The following is a 17,529-nucleotide window of genomic DNA, read 5'->3' on the forward strand; positions in this document are numbered from 1 at the left end:
GCGTCCTGATCCGGACGTCCGGCCGGGGCCGGAGCGCCACGTCGCGCTCCGGCCCCGGTGCCGCATACCGAATGCCGTACGTGGTCAGGCGGCTGTCGCGCCGGACAGGGGACGCCGATGGTGCGCCGTGTCCATCGACTTCCGCCAGGCCCCGGGCGTGACCCCTTCCCTGGCCGAAAAGGCACGGCTCAACGCGCTCCCGGTGTCGTAGCCGACCCTGACCGCGATCTCCTGGACACTCAGCGGCGTCTCCCGGAGCAGCACCTTCACCCGGTACATGCGCCATGAGGTGAGGTAGCCGAGCGGGGTATCCCCCGTCTTCTCCTTGAACGAGGCGGCGAACGCCGAGCGTGACATCCCCGCCTTGCGGGCGAGTTCGTCGACCGTCCACGGATGGGCCAGGTCCATGTGCAACTCCCGCATGGCGACGGCCAGTCGGGGATCTCGCAGTGCGGCGATCCAGCCGACGGCGCCGCCCCCGACATCGGCGCAACAGGTCCGTAGCGCCTGGACGAAGAGCACATCGGACAGCCGGCTCATGATGAAGCCACCGCCGAGCCCGCCTGCCGCGCTCTCCCTCGCGATGAGATCGAACGTGGTGCGCAGGAGGTGGCCGGCGGTGTGGTCCAGGTTCAGCCGGAACAACGGCGGCAGCAGCGCGAAGAGCGGTTCGGCCGCCACGGCGTCGAAGGCGAACCGGCTGGACACGATCCGCGTCAGCTCACCGTCGCCCCCGACCCGCGCCGCGCTGCCGGGAACCTGGGAGATGAGTCCGTCGCAGTCGACGACCTCGCTGCCCTCGGTGTCCTGAAGGGTGAAGCTCACGCCCGCGCGGACCAGGAAGCAGTCGTTCGCCGCCAGCCGCTGCGGCCCGGCGAGCGTGTCCGCGACGAGCCGACACGAACCACTGGAGATCAGGACCAGCCGGGCGAGGTCCCGGGGAGGGAACGAGATGCCCCACGGCGCATGGGCGTCCACCCGCACATATCGCGCGTCCTCGATCTTCATGGTGGCGAGTAGGTCGTCGATGGGATCCATCTCCACCCTCCTGGACGATCTGCGCCAAACCGTGGACGCCAGGATACATATCGTCCAGCCGGGCCGCCCTATCGTGGAGATGACCCAAGAACAAAGGAGGGGAAATGCGAACATTCCAGGTGGTGGCGGGCGGCGGCCCGGTGGCCCCGGCCACGCGTCAGGTGCCGACTCCGTCTGCGGGCGAAGTGCTCGTCCGCGTGAAGGCAAGCTCCATCAACGCGCGCGATCTGCTCATCGTCTCCGGCAGGTATTCCATCGAGGTGCCGCCGGGGCGGATCCCGCTCTCCGACGGCGCGGGGGTCGTGGAGGCCGTCGGGGACGGGGTTTCGCGGTTCCGGGTGGGGGATCGCGTGGTGAGCACCTTCCATCCGACCTGGCTGTACGGCCGGTTCCCCGAGTGGGGGGAGTTGCACGGGACGCAGCGCGATGGGTGGCTCACCGAATACCTCGCCGTCGACGAGCAGAGCCTGGTCGCGGTGCCGGAGCAGCTGTCCTTCGAGGAAGCGGCCACGCTGCCGTGTGCCGCGCTCACCGCGTGGTCGGCGGTGAGTGGAGTCGGCCCGGGCGATGCGCTCCTGGTCCAGGGCTCGGGCGGGGTGTCGGTCTTCGCGTTGCAGTTCGCCCGGCTGGCGGGCGCGCGTGTGCTCGCCACGACATCCGGCGATGAAAAGGCCCGGCGGCTCGGCACGCTCGGCGCATCCGATGTCGTCAACTACGTCAGCACACCGGAGTGGGGCGCACGGGTACAGGCGCTCACCGGTGGGGGCGCCGACCGTGTCGTCGAGATCGGCGGCGCCGGAACGCTCGCCCAGTCCATCGACGCGGTCGCCCACGGCGGGCAGATCGCTCTGGTCGGCAATCTCGCGTCGGGCAGCGGGATGGATGTGACGCGATTCTTCCGCCGCGCCGCCACGCTCAGGTCGATCAGCGTCGGCAGCCGGAGCGACTTCGAGCGGATGAACAAGGTCATCGGCCGGCACGGGCTGCGGCCCGTCATCGACCGTGTCGTCCCCTTCGAGCAGGCGCCGGAGGCGTTCGCCCACTTCGAGAATGGCCCACGCTTCGGCAAGGTCGTCATCAGCCACTGAGCACGTACGGCCACTGATCCTCTGCGGCCACTGATCCTCTGCGGCCACTGCCCGCTACCCGCCTACAGCCACAAGGACGACGCCGGTCACGGGGGCGGAACGGCGGCACGGGCGCCGGTGACGCGAAGGAGGTCGAGCTTGCCCGCGTCGCTGCTTCCGGTCGCCGCCGTGTAGGTGACCATGCGCAGGTCCGCGCCGGGGACGACGAGGACATCGCAGTCCAGGTGGATGTCGCCGGCCTCCGGATGCCGGATCGTCTTCCGGTCGCTCGTGTGCTGGGCGGCGGTCGTCCGGGTGGCCCAGAGTTGCGCGAACACATCGGACTGCGCCCGCAGTTCCGCCACCAGGCGCTGGAGCCGGCCGTCGGCGGGGTAGCGGGAGGCGGCGTCCTTGAGGTCGGCGACGATCGAGGCTTCGAAGGCGTCCTGCCCGCGCTCCGGCTGGACGCGAAGGGTCACGGCGCGGGCGGCACCGCCCCCGAACAGGGCGCGGGCCAGGCTGCGTTCGGCGGCCGGGAGGACGGCGGGGTCGCCGTGCAGGGCGCTCCACATGGCGTTCCACCACACCAGGGTCCAGTCGGCGGTGAACACCCCGATCGGGACGTCGCCCAGGCGCGCGGCGAGCCGTTGGATGCCCGGGGGCACATGGGCGTTGACCGTCCCGTCGCGCGGCGGCAGGAGCCCGGCGCTCCGGTAGAGCTGGTCGCGCTCGGCGCGGGAGAGCTGGAGGGCCCGGGCGAGGGCGCCGACGACCTGGTCCGAGGGGTTCTTCGCGCGCCCCTGCTCCAAACGCAGGATGTAGTCGACGGAGAGCCCGGCCAACTGCGCGAGCTCCTCGCGGCGCAGCCCCGGGGCGCGGCGGCCGGCCGTCGGGGTGAAGCCGGCGTCGGCCGGGGAGAGGCGGTCGCGCCAGGCGCGCAGGAGCGAGGCGAAGTCGGAGCCGGAGGAAGCCATGGGTTCATTCTCGCCGCGCGGCGCCGGATGAGCCTGGGTACTGCCAGTCCTAGTGACGCGGACGGCACTGGTCGGCGCGGGCGGAGGCGGCGAGCGTGGAGCCGTCGCGCCCGAGCCGGGCGCCATCGGCCGACCAGTGAAGGACCCTTTGATGAAGCACACCCTGGTGATGACGGGCGCGAGCCGCGGGATCGGACGCGTGGCCGCGGAGCACATCCTGCGCCACTCACCCCATGCGCACCTCGTCGTCGTGGCCCGTGCGTCCTCCGGCGCCCGGCTCGCCGAGGAACTGGCCATGGGCGGGCGCACGGTCTCACACGTGTCGGCGGACCTCGCCTCGCTGCGGAGTGTCCGCTCCGCCGCCGCCCGGATCCGTGACCGGCTGGAGCGCGGTGATCTGCCACCGCTGGGCGGGTTCGTGGGCAACGCGGGCATGCAGTACACCAATTCGCTGACCGAGTCCCCCGAGGGGTTCGAGGCCACCTTCGCCATCAACGTGCTCGCCAACCACCTCTTCGTCCGGCTGCTCCAGGACCACTTCGCCACGCCCGCCCGGATCGTGATCACCGCCAGCGACACCCACTTCGGCGACCTCAAGCACAACCTGGGCATGGTGCCCGGCCCCGTCTGGCAGGCCCCCGACGTCCTCGCCCGCCCGGGCGCCTTCCCCAGGCCGGGCAGTACGGCCGGTGGCCGCACCGCGTACTCGACGAGCAAGCTGGCCACCATCTACCTCGTGCACGAGTACGCGCGCCGGCTTCCGGCCGGGATCGACGCCATCGCATACAACCCGGGCTTCGTCCCCGGCACCGGACTCGCCCGCAACGCGGGTCCGCTCTCCCGGTTCGCCATGCGGCGCGTGCTGCCGGTGATGACCCTCACGCCGTTCGCCACCGCCCCCGGCACCGCGGGCCGCCACCTCGCCGATGTCGTCCTGGGCACGACCGCCGCGCCGACCGGATCCTACGTGGACCGCGACCGGGTGGCGCGGTCGTCGCAGGAGTCCTACGACCCGCTGCGCGAGGGCGAACTCTGGGACGCCGTCGAACGGTTCACGATGCCGCACGCGGCCTGACCACTGGACGTCGGGCCATACCGCGGAAACCGGGGCCCGGCCGGATCAGCTCAGTTCCGCGATGAGATCCGCCACCTGCCCGGGCATGGACAAGAACGGCGAGTGGGAGGAGTCGAGCGCCGCGACCGCGGTCGGGTTGTCCGGGAAGGCCACCGTGGCGTCGCTGATGAACTTCCTCTGGAGGGCCGGGCGCACCGCCATGTCCCGTGCGCAGGTGATGTAGGTACGGGGGACCGAGCCCCAGCCACCGCGGGTGAGGGTGGTGGCGCCGCGCACGATGCCGACCGGGGCGTCGGGCGTCAGCAGTCCGAAGGCGGCCTCGGCGACGGCCCGGTCGACGTCGCCGTAGAGCGCGTCCAGCAACTGCCGGCGATACGCCGCGTCGCCCGAGACCAGGTCCAGCCGCAGCGCCCCGATCGCGGCGGGATCGGCCCGGACGCAGGACTGGACGAGGGCGCCCGCGTTCTCGGGCATCCGGAGGTAGGCGAGGGCCGGAACATCCGAGGCGGGCATGAGCCCACTCAGATACACCGCGTGGGCCACCGACTCGGGCGCCTGCTCCGCGGCCCGCGTCAGCACGGTGCCGCCCATGCTGTGGGCGACCACCGTGACCGGGCCGCCCCGGCCGACCCGCTTGAGCTGCGCAACCAGGAGGTCACCCGCCTGGTCGAGATCCACGTCCGCCACCGGCGAGACCTCGGTGGCCAGTGCCTCGGCGTCGAAGGGGCGGCTGGTGAGGCAGGCGGGCCGGCGTGCGCGCAGCCCGTGCCCCGCCATGTCCACCGCGACGGCCGAGCGGCCGGAGCCCGCCAGAGCGGCGATCACCTCGGTCCAGCACCAGGCCCCATGCCAATTGCCGTGCAGAAACAGCAATGGGGTGGCTCGTGCGGACATCGTCGCTCCCTTGACGCCTCGGGATCGGGGTACGGTCCGTCACCGTAGACCGCGGAAGGCGGCCCGGACCTCCTCCACCAGCACGTCGGGCTGCTCCAGCCCCGGAAAATGACCGCCTCGGTCCAATGCGCGCCAGGAGCGCAGGTCCGTATAGCGGCGTTCGGCCCAGCGCCTGGCCGTGGGCCATGGCTCGGCCGGGAACAGCGAGCACGCGGTCGGGACGGTCACGGGCCGGGCGTTCTCCTCTTCGGCGCTGCGCGGCGTCCAGCGCAGCGCCTCCCAGTACCAGCGGGAGGTGGATGCTCCGGTCCCGGTGAGCCAGTACAGCGCGATGCCTTCGGCCTGCCGGTCGAGGCTCACCCCTCCCCCGGCCTCGGCCCGGGTGTCGGCGTAGGCGGCGAACTTCTCGCCCAGCCAGGCGGCCAGCCCGGCGGGCGAGTCGGTCAGGGCGTAGCCGAGGGTCTGGGGCCGGGTGCCCATCTGGATCCCGAAGCCATAGCCGTCGGCCAGGTGCAGATCGCGCCGTTCGATCATGCGCGCCTCGGCCGGGGTGGCGGTGTCCCGGTCCCCCGGGAGCGGTGAGGCCACCGGCATCGTCAAGTGCAGGCCGATCACCCGCGCGGGAAACCGCCGGGCCAGCTCGGTGCTGATGAACGCGCCCCAGTCGCCACCGTGCGCGCCGAAGCGGTCGTATCCCAGGCGGCTCATCAGCGTGGCCCAGGCGTCGGCCGTCCGGGCGGGATTCCACCCCGTCTCCGCGGGACGGCCGCTGAAGCCGAACCCGGGCAGCGACGGCACGACGACGTCGAAGGCGTCGGCCCGGTCGCCGCCGTGGCCGGCCGGATCGGTGAGCGGGCCGATGACCTGCTCGAACTCCAGGATCGACCCCGGCCAGCCATGCGTCAGCAGCAGCGGTGTCGCCGCGGGCTCCGGCGAGCGCACATGCCAGAAGGCCAGCTCCAGGCCGTCGATGACGGTGCGGAAGTGGCCGATGGCGTTCCAGGTCTTCTCGCGTGCTCGCCAGTCCACCTCGCGCAACGCCGCGAGGAGCGCCCGCATCTGGTCGAGCGGCACGCCTTGGGACGTGTCCGCCACGGTCTCCGGTTCGGGCAGGCGGACCCGGTCCAGCCGGGAGCGCAGATCGTCGAGATCGGCGTCGGGAACGGAGATGGCGAAGGGTTCGATGTCGGGCGTCACAGCGCCCGCGGGGTAAGTCGGCACATCTCGAACGCTAGAACCGGCCCGAGGCCACGGGAATGCGCGCGATTGCCGTACAGGGATCACCGATTGCGGTAGGCCGACGGCCGGACCCCCGTATGCCGCAGAAACGCCGTGGACAGTGAGCCGGGGCTGCCGAATCCGCATCGCGTGGCGACCTGGGCGACGGTCAGCCCACCGGCGCCGAGCAGCCGCTGCGCCTCCTCGACCCGCAGCCGGGTGAGGTAGCGGTGCGGCGTCTGGCCCGTGGCCTCCTTGAACACCCGGATGAAGTGGTACACGCTGAAGCCGGCCTCGGAGGCCAGGTCCGCCACCGTCAACGGGCCGCCGAGCCGGTCCCGCATCATCGCCACGGCCTTGTGCACCCAGGGCCCTTCGGCGCTCGCCCGGCTCACCTTCGGCGGCCGGACACCGCCGCTGAGCAGATGCACGGCGAGAAACGTCGCCGCGGACTCCGCGTACAGGTCCTCGGCCGCACCGGCCGCGCCCAGCGACCGCATGGTGTGTTCGATAAGCGGGTCCCCCGAGGCCACCGCGGCGGCCATCCGCTCATAGTCGATGCCCGCCCCGCCCAACTGCTCTACCGTACGGGCGACGGTGACGCGTGGAATGTGCACCTGAAGGGTCCGCAAGGGGACCACGGACCGGTAGCGGCGCACCGACGCCACGCCCGGCAGGGCCATGTCGACCTGCCCGGGCATCCAGTGCCGCCGCTGCCAGCGTCCACCGGTGTGGATCTCCATCGACGCGTCGCCCGCGACCGTCAGCACCAGATGCAGATCCTCGGTGGCGGGCAGTGCCATCCGCTCCACGCGCGCGGTGTGATGGAACCGCTGGAGCAGCAGCGACCGCCAGCCCAGGCTGTCCCAACTGCTGAACGTCCGCTCGATATAGGGGTTGGCGTCGAATCCGGTATACGGCTCGAGGTCGAAGTCTGGAGCGTCGCACACCATATCGAGCATACCGATGGCCGGAGCGGACAGGGCGTTCCGTCCCTGAGCCGTCCCTCAGTCGTCCAGGGAGGGGTAGTCGATGAATCCCTGGTCGGTGCCGCCGTAGTAGGTCGCCGTATCGGGTGTGTTGTACGGGCCGCCCGCTCGCAGCCGGGCGGGCAGGTCGGGGTTGGCGAGGAAGAGCGCGCCGAAGGACAGCATGTCGGCCGTGCCGTCCTCGATGAGGGTCAGGTCCGCCGCGCTGGTGAATCCGTCCGTCGCGGGGTTGAGGATGAAGGTGCCGGAGAACTCCTTGCGGAGGAGGTTGGTCAGATCGCGGGAGCTTTCGACGACATGCAGATAGGCGGGGCCGGTCTCGTTCAGCCGGCGGACGAGATGGGCGTACGTGGGCTCGAGGTCGGGCTCCTCGATTCCGTTGTAGCGAATGCCGGGCGAGACGCGTATCCCGGTGCGCTGTGCCCCGATGGCCGCTGACACGGCCGCGACCGCCTCCGCCGCGAACCGGACCCGGCCTTCGACCGAGCCGCCCCACTCATCGGTGCGCAGATTGGAGCTGGGCGCCAGGAACTGGTGGATCAAGTAGCCGTAGGCGGCGTGCAGTTCGACCCCGTCGAACCCTGCCTCCACGGCGTTGCGCGCGGCCCGGGCGAAATCCGCGATCGTCTCCCGCACCTCCTGGGAGGTCAGCGCGCGGGGGGCGCTGAAGTCCTTCATGCCGTGGACGGTGAACAACTGGCCGGGTGCGGCGATGGCCGACGGGGCGACGTGCGCCAGCCCCTCGGGCAGAAGCTCGGGGTCGCCGATCCTGCCGACGTGTGCGAGCTGGGCGAAGACCGTGCCGCCCGCGGCGTGCACCGCGTCGGTGACGCGGCGCCAGGCGGCGATCTGCTCGGCACTGTGCAGCCCCGGGGTGTGGGGGAAGCCCTGGCCGACCACCGACGGCCATGACCCCTCCGTGACGATCAGACCGGCGGTGGCCCGCTGCGCGTAGTACGTCGCCATCGAGTCGGTGGCCGTACCGCCGGGCCCGAAGGCACGGGCGCGCCCCATGGCGGGCATGACCAGGCGGTTGCGGAGGCGCAGCCCGGCAAGGTCGATCGGATCGAAGGGTGTGGTCACAACGGCTCCCGCGGATTGATGGACATGACGGCGGACAACGAGATCATTGGTCGGCCAACGATCCCGCCGGAGAGCCACCATAACGCATTAATTGGCTGACCAATGATTGGTCGGCCACGATAGCCTTGCCCCCATGACCACAGAGCTCCCGCACACCGAAGCGACGGAGGACGGATACGGCGGCGCCGTCAGCCAGACCCTGGCGCGCGTTGCCCGCCTGCACCGCCTCGCCGGTGGCAGGCTGCTGCGCCCGACCGGCCTCTGTTCCGGCCAGGAATTCCTGATGATGGCCCTGTGGGATGCCGGACCGGTCCGTCAGTCGGAGCTGGCGAGGGCGCTCGACCTGGATCCGTCGACCGTGACCCTGACCCTGCGGCGGCTGGAGCAGGGCGGGTATGTCATCCGCGCACGCGATCCGCATGACCGGCGCGTCATGCTCGTCCGGGCCTCGGAGGAGAGCTACGCCCTGCGGCCCAAGGTCGCGGAGGTCTGGGGGCAACTCGAGGAGCACATCCTGGACGGGCTGGATGACGCGGAGCGCGAAGCCTTCGCCAGGATCCTCTCCAAGGTCGAGAAGAACCTCGCCCCCGGCGAAGAGGACTCCCCCGACGCCTAGCCCGTGATCAGCGGTCAGTCATTGCGGGTCCAGGAGCCCAGCACCATCAGCGTCCTGGTGCCGGTGACCTGTCCGACCCGGCGCAGGGCGTCGATGACCTGCTGGAGATGCTCGATATCCCGCACCCGGACGTTCACCAGGGCGTCGGGGTCGCCGGCGATGGTGAAGACGGCCTGCACCTCGGGGACCGTATAGGCGGTACGGACGATCTCCCCGACCGGTGTCGTACCGGTGTAGGACAGCTCCACGAACGCCTCGATGCCCCAGCCGAGCTTGGTGTGGTCGATCTGCACGGTGAAGCCCTTGATGACCCCGCTGTCCTTGAGCCGGTCCACGCGACGCTTGACCGCGGCCACCGACAGCCCGACCTCGGGTGCCATCTCGGAGAAGGTGCGCCGGCCGTCCTCGCGCAGCATGCGCAGCAACTGGCGGTCCACGTCGTCGAACTCGGGCATCGCCACTCCGTTCCGCACCCCGCGTGCACCGCTAATCCCGCGCAAATTCTTTTCGTCCAACCCGCCGATCGCCGCTACAGTTTGCGTCTTCTTCGCCATCAACCGCAACTTACTTGTGCTCGCACGGAGGGTGTTGCTGTCCTAGGCCCTGACCCATGAACGCCGAAGACCTCGCCCCGTTCGTACCCCAGGAGCGCCCTTCATGCCTGTCGACCGTCTGCTTCCCACCCGCGAGGCGGAGGATCTGCTCGACCTCGTCCGCGAGATCGCCGACAAGGAGCTGGCCCCCCGCGTCGAGGAGCACGAGCGCACCGAGAGCTATCCCGAGGGGCTGTTCCGGCTGCTCGGCGAGACCGGGCTGCTGGGTCTGCCCTATCCGGAGGAGTCCGGCGGAGGCGGCCAGCCCTACGAGGTCTACCTCCAGGTCCTCGAAGAGCTGGCCGCCCGCTGGGCCGCCGTCGCCATCGCGACCAGCGTCCACACCCTCGCCGCCTTCCCCCTCCTGACGTTCGGCACCCCCGACCAGCGCGGGCGCTGGGCGGAGGACATCCTCGGCGGCCGTCTCATCGGTGGCTACAGCCTGTCCGAGCCGCAGGCCGGGTCCGACGCGGCGGCCCTGACCTGCCGCGCCGACAAGGCCCCCGACGGCTATCGGATCACCGGCGCCAAGGCGTGGATCACCCATGGCGGCAAGGCGGACTTCTACGCGCTGTTCGCCCGCACCGGTCCGGGCAGCGACGGCATCTCCTGCTTCTTCGCACCCGGACACACCGACGGTCTCACCTTCGGCCGGCCCGAGGACAAGATGGGCCTGCACGCCATCCCCACCACCTCGGCCTTCTGGGACGACGCCCTCCTCGCCACCGACCGGCTCATCGGCGCCGAGGGCCAGGGCCTCCAGATCGCCTTCAGCGCGCTGGATTCCGGCCGGCTGGGCGTCGCCGCCTGCGCCACCGGGCTGGCCCAGGCCGCCCTGGACGCCGCGACCGCCTACGCCCACGAACGCACCACCTTCGGCCGCCGCATCATCGACCACCAGGGGCTCGGCTTTCTGCTGGCCGATATGGCCGCCGCCGTGGACTCCGCGCGCGCCACCTACGTGGACGCCGCCCGCCGCCGTGACCACGGACGCCCGTACACCCGCCAGGCGAGCGTCGCCAAGCTGACGGCGACCGACGCCGCGATGAAGGTCACCACGGACGCGGTCCAGGTCTTCGGCGGCTATGGATACACCCGCGACTTCCCCGTGGAGCGCTATATGCGCGAGGCGAAGATCATGCAGATCTTCGAGGGCACCAACCAGATCCAGCGGCTGATCATCAGCCGCCAGCTCGCCCACTGACCTGCCCCTGTTCCCCGCCCCGACCTCGACTACCAGGGCACGGTCTGGCCCTGGTAGTTGAGGTACCGCAGGCCCGGCTCGCCGCTGTGGCGGTCGATGGTGTCCACCACGCCCGGGATGGACTGGTCGATGGTCAGCGGTGCGTCCGGTCCGCCGAGTTCGGTACGGACATGGCCGGGGCACATGAGCAGCAGTGTGTGCGCGGCGTCGGCGTAGCGGGCGGCGTAGCTGCGCATGAGCTGGTTCAGGGCGGACTTGCTGGCGCGGTAGACGTCCTGACCGCCCCTGGTGTTGAAGCCGACGCTGCCCTGGCGCGAGGACATGACGCCGATGGTCCCGGTCGGCGCGACCAGCGAGCGGAGGGACTCGACCACGCGCATCGGGCTGAGCGCGTTGGTGACCATGACCTCGACGAACATCTCGGTCGGCACGTCGCCGATCGGAATGTTGCCCCGGGTGATGCCGGCGTTGACGAACAGCAGGTCGAGCGTGCGCTCGGCCAGCCGCTCGCGCAGCGCGGCGATCTGCTCCGGCTCCGTCATGTCCAGCGATTCGACGGTGACCCGGCCGCCGGACGCCTCGGCCAGGTCGTGCAGGCCGGTGCGCCGATCGCCCCGGACGGTCCCGATGACGTTCCAGCCGCGGTGTGCGTACTCGGTGGCGAGGGCGAGTCCCAGGGTGCGGGACGCCCCGACGATAAGTGCGGTCTTGGCGCTCATGCCTGCACCTCCGGCTTGAGGACCTGCTCGCACCATTCGCGGAAGGTCGTGCGGCCGGTGATCCGAGGGGTGCGCCGCACGCCGTCGTCGAGGCCGTTGTTCTTGGCGTACGCCATGTTGACGTAGCCCTCCACCAGCGCGTCCCCGAGGCCGCGTCCGGCGAATCCGGCGCGGAAGTCCTCCAGCGACCGGGGCTCGTAGCGGACCGGGCGGCCGAGCACATCGGACATGATGCGCGCCATGTCGTTCGCCGAGAGGTCCTCGGGGCCCAGCACCGGGACCTCGCCCGTCCCCGTCCAGGAGCGGTCGAGCAGCAGACCGGCGGCGACCGCGGCGATGTCCCGGGTGGCGGCCGTCGGTGCGGTGCGGTCGGGGGCGGCGGTGTCGGTGTACACGCCGTCGTCGCGGATCGAGGCCCGCTGCCGCAGCAGGTTGTCCATGAAGGACGGGCAGGCGAGCGCCCGGTAGGCCACGCCGGTACCCGCGATGAGGTCGTCCATGGCCAGCGACGCCGTCACATGCCCGGCGCGGCCGGCGACGGGGGTGCCGCGGCCGAGCGCCGAGACGCCGACGACGTGTCCGACTCCATGGGCCGTGAACGCCTTCGCGGCGGCGTGGGTGAATCCCGAGTACGCGGTGTCCAGACTCGGTGCCCGCGGGTCCGGCGGGACCAGCCAGAAGACGGCGTCGGCGCCGGCGAAGGCCCGGTCGACGACCTCGGCGTCGCCGTGCGAGCCGGTGACGACGTCGACCCGGGCGCGGACCGCTTCGGGGAGTCTCGCGGGGTCGCGCACGATGACCCGCAGCTCTTCGCCGCGATCGGGGGCCTCGCCCAGCAGGATGTCCAGCAGCCGGCCGCCGATCTGGCCGGTGGGAGCAGTGATGACGATCATGCTTTGAGTCTCGGGCCGGCCACCGCGGGCGTCCAATACCCTTCCCGGCAATTGATACCTTCAGGGCATGGATCTCGATCTGCGCAAGCTTCGCTACTTCGTCGCGGTGGCCGAGCAACGGCACTTCGGCCGGGCGGCGGAGCAGCTCTATATCGCCCAGCCGGTCCTCAGCCGCCAGATACGGGCCTTCGAGCAGGAGCTGGAGTGCACTCTGCTCGTCCGGTCCACCCGCAGCGTGGAGCTGACCGACGCCGGGAAGCGGCTCTACGAGGAGGCGCAGCGGATCCTCGCCACCGTCGCATCGGCGGTGCGGAGCGTGCACGACGTGGATCGGGGCGTCCAGCGGCTCGTGGTGGCCTTCTGCTCCGGGCTGCATGTGTCGGAGGCGATCCGGGCGTTCTCATCGCGCCACCCGGACGTCGAGACCGATGTCGTCCCGGTGCGCTGGTGGGAGCAGGACGCGCCGCTCCGGGACGGCCGGGCCCAAGTCGCCTATCTGCGGCGGCCGTTCGACCACTCGGACTTGCGCATCATCCCCATCGGCCACGAGACCAGGGTCGCCTGTATGCCCGCGACGCATCCGCTGGCCTTCCGTCAGGAGATCACCTCCGCGGACCTCGACGGTGAGCGGATGCTCGACGCGCCGACGCGGCGGACATCGTCGCTCGAGGAGAAGTTCGAGCTCATCGCCTCCGGGCAGGGCATCGCGCTCGTCCCGCTGAGCGTCGCGCGGTCCTACTCCCGCCCCGACCTCGTCCACCTCCCCGTCACGGACGCCCCATCGGTCGAGACCTGCCTGGCCGTCCTCGCGGACCGGCGGGAGAAGGTGCTGCGCGACTTCCTGGACATCGCCACCGCGACCCTGCGGGCCACTCAGCGGTAGCTGGGGGCGCCGTGCCAGGCGTGGTGGGCCCGCGAAGATCCGCCGGACAGGGCCTCGGCTACCGGCGGCAGATGCGCGGACTACGGCATACGAGGCGGCGCGCGACCCGGATCGGCGTTCTGCGAGGGCGATCGCGCGAGCGGCAGGTACCTTGGCACGCACCGACCGGAACACGCCGGAACACGGGGGACATCATGGCCGCGAGGACATCGGTACGAGCAGGTCTTGGGCTGACGGTGCTGACCGCTGTGGCCGTGACCGGCTGCGGTGGCCCGGACGAGACCGACGGGGCACCCCCGCGCGATGGCCGGCCGTCGGCGTCCCGCTCCGCGCCGTCTTCGACAAACTCCTCCGGCAGTGGCAGCCCCTCGGCGAAACCCTCCGTGTCGGCGGCGTACGGGAGTGCTGTCGCCGCCTGCTCGGACGGCAACTGCGAGATCGCGGTGTCCGCTCCGGTGACGGTCCGGTTCAAGAGCCCGGCCGGTCCGGCGACGCTGTCGGTGACCGAGGTCGGGCCGAACAAGGTCGAGTACACGGTGAAGTCGGGCAACGGCCGGTCCCAGGGCGGGGCCGGCGGTCCGGGCCAGGGGTGCGTCACCGTGCTGCGCGACCACGGCAGCAGCAACGTGTGCGGAAGGCTGGACACGGCCCGGCCGGCCGCTCAGCCCGACGCCGTGGTGATCCAGATGACGGCCGGGGCGGACGGCACGGCGATCCTGCACATCGTGTCGTAGCGCCCCGGCCACATCGCGCCGCCTCCCCGTCGCCGTAGACCACCGGCACCCGCGTGGGGGCCTCGGGGTCAGTTGAGGGTGTCGGGGTCGGGCCCGGTGCGCTCGCCACGGTCGAGGACGTTGATCGCCTCGATGTCCTCAGGGGTGAGGGTGAAGTCGAAGACGTCGATGTTCTCCCGGATGCGGGCGGGGGTCACGGACTTGGGGATCACGACGTTCCCGAGCTGTAGATGCCAGCGCAGAACCACCTGGGCGGGCGTCCTGCCGTGCCGCCGCGCTATCGCGGCGAGGGCGGGGTCCTGGAGAAGGGCGCCCTGGGCCAGCGGGCTCCACGCCTCGGTGGCGATGTTGTGCCGGGCGTGGAAGTCCCGCAGTTCTCCCTGCTGGAGGTAGGGGTGCAGCTCGATCTGGTTGACGACCGGGACCACGCCGCTGTGGTCGAGCAGCCGCCGCAGATGGGCGGGCTGGAAGTTGGACACGCCGATGGCGCGGGTACGGCCGTCGGCCAGCAGCTTCTCCAATGCGCGCCACGTGTCCAGGTACAGGTCGCGGGCGGGGGTGGGCCAGTGGATCAGGTAGAGGTCCACATAGTCGGTGCCCAGCTTGGCCACGCTGGCGTCGAAGGCCGCGAGGGTGGAGTCGTATCCCTGGTCGGCGTTCCACAGCTTGGTGGTGAGGAACAGCTCCTCGCGGGGGACGCCGGAGGTGGCCAGGGCACGGCCGACCCCGGCCTCGTTGCCGTAGATGGCCGCGGTGTCGATGCTGCGGTAGCCGGCCTCGATGGCGGAGCGCACCGCGCCGGTGGTCTGCTCGTCCGCCACCTGGAAGACGCCGAAGCCCAGTTGCGGGATCTCCAGGCCGGTGTGGAGGGTGAGGTGGGGTACGGAGGTCATGGTGCCCTTCTCGGTTCGCTTGTGCCTACGGGTATGTGTGGTGGTTGGGGGTCAGCCGAGAGTCGCGAGCGCGGTGGTGGCGATCTTGTGGTCCTGCTCGGGCGCGCCGCCGCCCACCCCGATCGCGCCGATCACCCGGCCGTCGCGGTGGACCGGGACGCCACCCCCGGCCGCCTCGGCGGCGGCGCGGGCGGCCTCGAGGAGAGCCTCGGCGTCCTGAGTGGTCAGCGGGGCGACGGCGGTCACGGTGGTGCTCATGGCGGGTTGGTCTCCTTGATGGTGGTGGTGCTGTTCGGTGACGGGTAGCTCAGTGCCGGGCGGTCGGAACACGGGCCGGCTCGGTGGTGACGCCGTCGTGGATGTGGCGGGCGTCGCGGCGCTCCAGGGCGGCGGAGAGGACGGCGAGCGCCAGGGCGGATGCGGCGAGGATGGCACCGACCCAGTTGGGGGCGGTGTAGCCGAGTCCGGCCGAGATCACCAGGCCGCCGAGCCAGGCCGAGAGCGCGTTGCCCAGGTTGAAGGCGCCGATGTTCACGGCGGAGGCGAGGGTGGGGGCGCCCGCCGCGTGGTCCAGCACCCGCTTCTGTAGCGGGGGCACGGTCGCGAAGCCCAGGGCGCCGACGAGAGCGATGGTGATGGCGGCCGCGATCTTGTTGTGGGCGGTGAAGGTGAACGCGGCCAGGACCAGCGCGAGCGCGCCCAGCGATACGTACAGCATCGGCATCAGCGCCCGGTCGGCGAACCGGCCGCCGAGGAGGTTCCCGCCGACCATGCCGAGCCCGAAGAGGACCAGCAGCCAGGTGACGGAGGAGTCCGCGAAGCCGGCGACCTCGGTCATCATCGGCGCGATGTAGGTGATCGCGGCGAAGACACCGCCGAAGCCGAGCACGGTCATCGCCATGGCCAGCAGCACCTGCGCGTTGCGGAAGGCGGCCAGCTCATGGCCCAGGTGCACACCCTCCGGCTTGGGGATGTCGGGAACGAGCCGGGCGATGCCCACCAGGCCCACCACACCGAGCGCCGCGACGAGGTAGAAGGTGGTCCGCCACCCCAGCGACTGGCCGATCGAGGTGCCCAGCGGCACGCCGACGACGTTGGCGACGGTCAGGCCGGTGAACATCATCGAGATGGCACCGGCCTTCTTCTCGGGCGCGACCAGGTCGGCCGCGACGACCGATCCGATGCCGAAGAACGCGCCGTGCGCGAAGGAGGCGACGATACGTCCCGCGGCCATCACGCCGAAGGCGGGGGCGAGCGCGGAGAGCAGATTGCCCACCACGAACAGCCCCATCAGCAGCATCAGCATGTGCTTGCGGGAGATCTTCGTACCGAGCGCGGTCATCAGCGGTGCGCCGACCATGACGCCGAGGGCGTAGCCGGTCACCAGGAACCCGGCGGTGGGGATGGACACATCGAAGTCCCCGGCGACCTCGGGCAGCAGCCCCATGATCACGAACTCGGTGGTTCCGATCCCGAAGGCCCCGATGGCGAGGGCCAGCAGTGCGATGGGCATGAAAGTTCACTCCAAGTGATTGCTACCGCCCTTTACGAGCGTCCACGATACTTGCATGCACACTAATTGCAAGCGCGCTATATTGCTCAGGCTGTGTATCGCGTCACCGTCACCGCCGCGGGCCCCCCGCCCCGTCCCGGCTCACCCCGCCCCGCCCAGGAGGCACCCATGACCACCCCGGTCCTCGCCGCCACTCCCCTCGCCCAGAGCTGGTGCGCCCTGTCACTGCTGCACAGCAGGATCGAGACGCATCTCGAGGGGGCCCTTCACACCCGCCACGGGCTCAGCGCCCGCGAGTACGCGGTTCTGGACGTCCTGAGCCGACAGCACGACGGGGAGAACGGCCATCTCCAGATGAAGCAGGTCGCCGACGCCGTCGCCCTCAGCCAGAGCGCCACCACCCGCCTGGTCACCCGGCTCGAGGACCGCGAACTCCTCTCCCGCTACCTGTGTCGCACCGACCGGCGCGGGATCTACACCAACGTCACCGAGGCCGGTCTGGTACTGCTCCACCAGGCCCGCCCGACATACGAAGGCGCCCTGCGCGAAGCGCTCGACCTGGCCGGCCGGGACCCCAGGCTCACCACCCTGGTCGCGGCCGTGGCGTCATTGGAGGCATCGCCCCTTGACGCTTCGTCACTCCGGATTCCGGGGTGCGGGCTCCCCGGCTGATCTCACACCCCGGGGGCGAGCCCACCGGGCGGTGGCCCCGCGTCCAGCTCCCGCTCGTCGGAGAGCACCGTCTCGCGGAACGAGGCGACGACCGGCCGCAGATCGATGTGGTGCCAGACCGCCCACAGGTGAACGGACGCCTCATGCCAGGGAAGTGTGCGCACCGCCACGGCGTCGGTCGCCCCGCGCACCATGCTCTTCTGCACCAGCGCCAGCCCGAGACCGGAGGCCACCAGGCCGAGTGCGGTCAGCGGGTCCGCGGCGTCGAGCCGGATGTCGGGCGTGAAGCCCGAGGCGACACACGCGGCGACGAAGGTGTCCCGCCATCTCTTCGCAAGGACCTTTCTTGACTTCCTCCCCCGCTTAAAGGCGGGGGATTCCAGCGGTTGCCCGCTGGGGTTCCTGCTTCACCGACGACCGCCCCGTCCGGGAGGACTCCCGTTGAGGTCTCACACCGTCTCCACAGGCAGA

General features: G+C 71.1%; 19 protein-coding genes and 1 pseudogene. 7 read left to right on the forward strand and 13 right to left on the reverse strand.

The window, feature by feature from the left end:
- Nucleotides 1–84 precede the first annotated feature (84 nt).
- Nucleotides 85–1,038, reverse strand: a complete 954-nt coding sequence (locus KN815_RS19415; protein ID WP_216343210.1) for an AraC family transcriptional regulator — start codon at nucleotides 1,036–1,038, stop codon at nucleotides 85–87.
- A 104-nt stretch (nucleotides 1,039–1,142) separates the two neighbouring features.
- Here KN815_RS19415 and KN815_RS19420 point away from each other — a divergent pair, with 104 nt between their 5' ends.
- Nucleotides 1,143–2,126, forward strand: coding sequence for a zinc-dependent alcohol dehydrogenase family protein (locus KN815_RS19420; RefSeq protein ID WP_216343211.1), 984 nt, complete (start codon nucleotides 1,143–1,145; stop codon nucleotides 2,124–2,126).
- 86 nt (nucleotides 2,127–2,212) lie between these two features.
- On the opposite strand, the gene KN815_RS19425 is transcribed toward KN815_RS19420, so the two are convergent.
- Nucleotides 2,213–3,079, reverse strand: coding sequence for a helix-turn-helix transcriptional regulator (locus tag KN815_RS19425; RefSeq protein ID WP_216343212.1), 867 nt, complete (start codon nucleotides 3,077–3,079; stop codon nucleotides 2,213–2,215).
- A gap of 151 nt (nucleotides 3,080–3,230) precedes the next feature.
- Between KN815_RS19425 and KN815_RS19430 the strand changes: the two genes are divergently transcribed.
- Nucleotides 3,231–4,154, forward strand: a complete 924-nt coding sequence (locus KN815_RS19430; RefSeq protein ID WP_216343213.1) for an SDR family NAD(P)-dependent oxidoreductase — start codon at nucleotides 3,231–3,233, stop codon at nucleotides 4,152–4,154.
- Nucleotides 4,155–4,199: 45 nt separating this feature from the next.
- Here KN815_RS19430 and KN815_RS19435 read toward each other — a convergent pair whose 3' ends face one another.
- From KN815_RS19435 to KN815_RS19450, 4 genes are read right to left on the reverse strand one after another with little or no spacing between them, the layout of a single operon-like run.
- A complete protein-coding gene (locus KN815_RS19435; RefSeq protein WP_216343214.1) occupies nucleotides 4,200–5,048 on the reverse strand; it encodes an alpha/beta fold hydrolase in 849 nt (282 codons plus the stop codon).
- A gap of 39 nt (nucleotides 5,049–5,087) precedes the next feature.
- The gene (locus tag KN815_RS19440) at nucleotides 5,088–6,269 is read right to left on the reverse strand and encodes an epoxide hydrolase family protein (protein WP_253209084.1); all 1,182 of its coding nucleotides are present in this window, start codon (nucleotides 6,267–6,269) and stop codon (nucleotides 5,088–5,090) included.
- A 59-nt stretch (nucleotides 6,270–6,328) separates the two neighbouring features.
- Nucleotides 6,329–7,219 carry an AraC family transcriptional regulator gene (locus tag KN815_RS19445; protein WP_253209085.1) on the reverse strand — a complete coding sequence of 297 codons (891 nt, stop codon included), beginning with the start codon at nucleotides 7,217–7,219 and terminating at the stop codon, nucleotides 6,329–6,331.
- Nucleotides 7,220–7,273: 54 nt separating this feature from the next.
- Complete coding sequence (locus KN815_RS19450; RefSeq protein WP_216343217.1) at nucleotides 7,274–8,338, reverse strand: alkene reductase; 1,065 nt, start codon at nucleotides 8,336–8,338, stop codon at nucleotides 7,274–7,276.
- A 133-nt stretch (nucleotides 8,339–8,471) separates the two neighbouring features.
- On the opposite strand from KN815_RS19450, the gene KN815_RS19455 reads away from it, so the two are divergent.
- Complete coding sequence (locus tag KN815_RS19455) at nucleotides 8,472–8,954, forward strand: MarR family winged helix-turn-helix transcriptional regulator (protein WP_216343218.1); 483 nt, start codon at nucleotides 8,472–8,474, stop codon at nucleotides 8,952–8,954.
- A 14-nt stretch (nucleotides 8,955–8,968) separates the two neighbouring features.
- Here KN815_RS19455 and KN815_RS19460 read toward each other — a convergent pair whose 3' ends face one another.
- Nucleotides 8,969–9,409, reverse strand: a complete 441-nt coding sequence (locus KN815_RS19460) for an Lrp/AsnC family transcriptional regulator (protein WP_078645399.1) — start codon at nucleotides 9,407–9,409, stop codon at nucleotides 8,969–8,971.
- A 202-nt stretch (nucleotides 9,410–9,611) separates the two neighbouring features.
- Between KN815_RS19460 and KN815_RS19465 the strand changes: the two genes are divergently transcribed.
- Nucleotides 9,612–10,751 (forward strand): acyl-CoA dehydrogenase family protein, encoded by a 1,140-nt coding sequence (locus KN815_RS19465; protein WP_216343219.1) that lies wholly within the window; start codon nucleotides 9,612–9,614, stop codon nucleotides 10,749–10,751.
- A 29-nt stretch (nucleotides 10,752–10,780) separates the two neighbouring features.
- On the opposite strand, the gene KN815_RS19470 is transcribed toward KN815_RS19465, so the two are convergent.
- The gene (locus KN815_RS19470; protein ID WP_216343220.1) at nucleotides 10,781–11,470 is read right to left on the reverse strand and encodes an SDR family NAD(P)-dependent oxidoreductase; all 690 of its coding nucleotides are present in this window, start codon (nucleotides 11,468–11,470) and stop codon (nucleotides 10,781–10,783) included.
- Nucleotides 11,467–12,363 carry an NAD(P)H-binding protein gene (locus KN815_RS19475; RefSeq protein WP_216343221.1) on the reverse strand — a complete coding sequence of 299 codons (897 nt, stop codon included), beginning with the start codon at nucleotides 12,361–12,363 and terminating at the stop codon, nucleotides 11,467–11,469. Before KN815_RS19475 ends, KN815_RS19470 begins: the two co-directional genes overlap by 4 nt.
- Before the next feature lie 67 nt (nucleotides 12,364–12,430).
- Here KN815_RS19475 and KN815_RS19480 point away from each other — a divergent pair, with 67 nt between their 5' ends.
- A complete protein-coding gene (locus KN815_RS19480) occupies nucleotides 12,431–13,246 on the forward strand; it encodes a LysR family transcriptional regulator (protein ID WP_216343222.1) in 816 nt (271 codons plus the stop codon).
- A 194-nt stretch (nucleotides 13,247–13,440) separates the two neighbouring features.
- The gene (locus KN815_RS19485) at nucleotides 13,441–13,980 is read left to right on the forward strand and encodes a hypothetical protein (protein WP_216343223.1); all 540 of its coding nucleotides are present in this window, start codon (nucleotides 13,441–13,443) and stop codon (nucleotides 13,978–13,980) included.
- A gap of 68 nt (nucleotides 13,981–14,048) precedes the next feature.
- On the opposite strand, the gene KN815_RS19490 is transcribed toward KN815_RS19485, so the two are convergent.
- From KN815_RS19490 to KN815_RS19500, 3 genes are read right to left on the reverse strand one after another with little or no spacing between them, the layout of a single operon-like run.
- Nucleotides 14,049–14,873: an aldo/keto reductase gene (locus KN815_RS19490; RefSeq protein WP_216343224.1), complete on the reverse strand. Its 825-nt coding sequence runs from the start codon at nucleotides 14,871–14,873 to the stop codon at nucleotides 14,049–14,051.
- Between the two features lie 51 nt (nucleotides 14,874–14,924).
- Nucleotides 14,925–15,131, reverse strand: coding sequence for a heme-binding protein (locus KN815_RS19495; protein WP_216343225.1), 207 nt, complete (start codon nucleotides 15,129–15,131; stop codon nucleotides 14,925–14,927).
- 49 nt (nucleotides 15,132–15,180) lie between these two features.
- Nucleotides 15,181–16,386: an MFS transporter gene (locus KN815_RS19500; protein WP_216343226.1), complete on the reverse strand. Its 1,206-nt coding sequence runs from the start codon at nucleotides 16,384–16,386 to the stop codon at nucleotides 15,181–15,183.
- Nucleotides 16,387–16,554: 168 nt separating this feature from the next.
- Here KN815_RS19500 and KN815_RS19505 point away from each other — a divergent pair, with 168 nt between their 5' ends.
- Nucleotides 16,555–17,058 (forward strand): MarR family winged helix-turn-helix transcriptional regulator, encoded by a 504-nt coding sequence (locus tag KN815_RS19505; RefSeq protein WP_216343227.1) that lies wholly within the window; start codon nucleotides 16,555–16,557, stop codon nucleotides 17,056–17,058.
- Between the two features lie 2 nt (nucleotides 17,059–17,060).
- Here the strand turns inward: KN815_RS19505 and KN815_RS19510 are convergent.
- Nucleotides 17,061–17,384: pseudogene (locus KN815_RS19510) on the reverse strand (LysR substrate-binding domain-containing protein); the annotation flags it as partial.
- Nucleotides 17,385–17,529: the final 145 nt, after the last annotated feature.

Source organism: Streptomyces niphimycinicus (assembly GCF_018883605.1).
GTDB classification, from domain to species: Bacteria; Actinomycetota; Actinomycetes; order Streptomycetales; family Streptomycetaceae; genus Streptomyces; species Streptomyces niphimycinicus.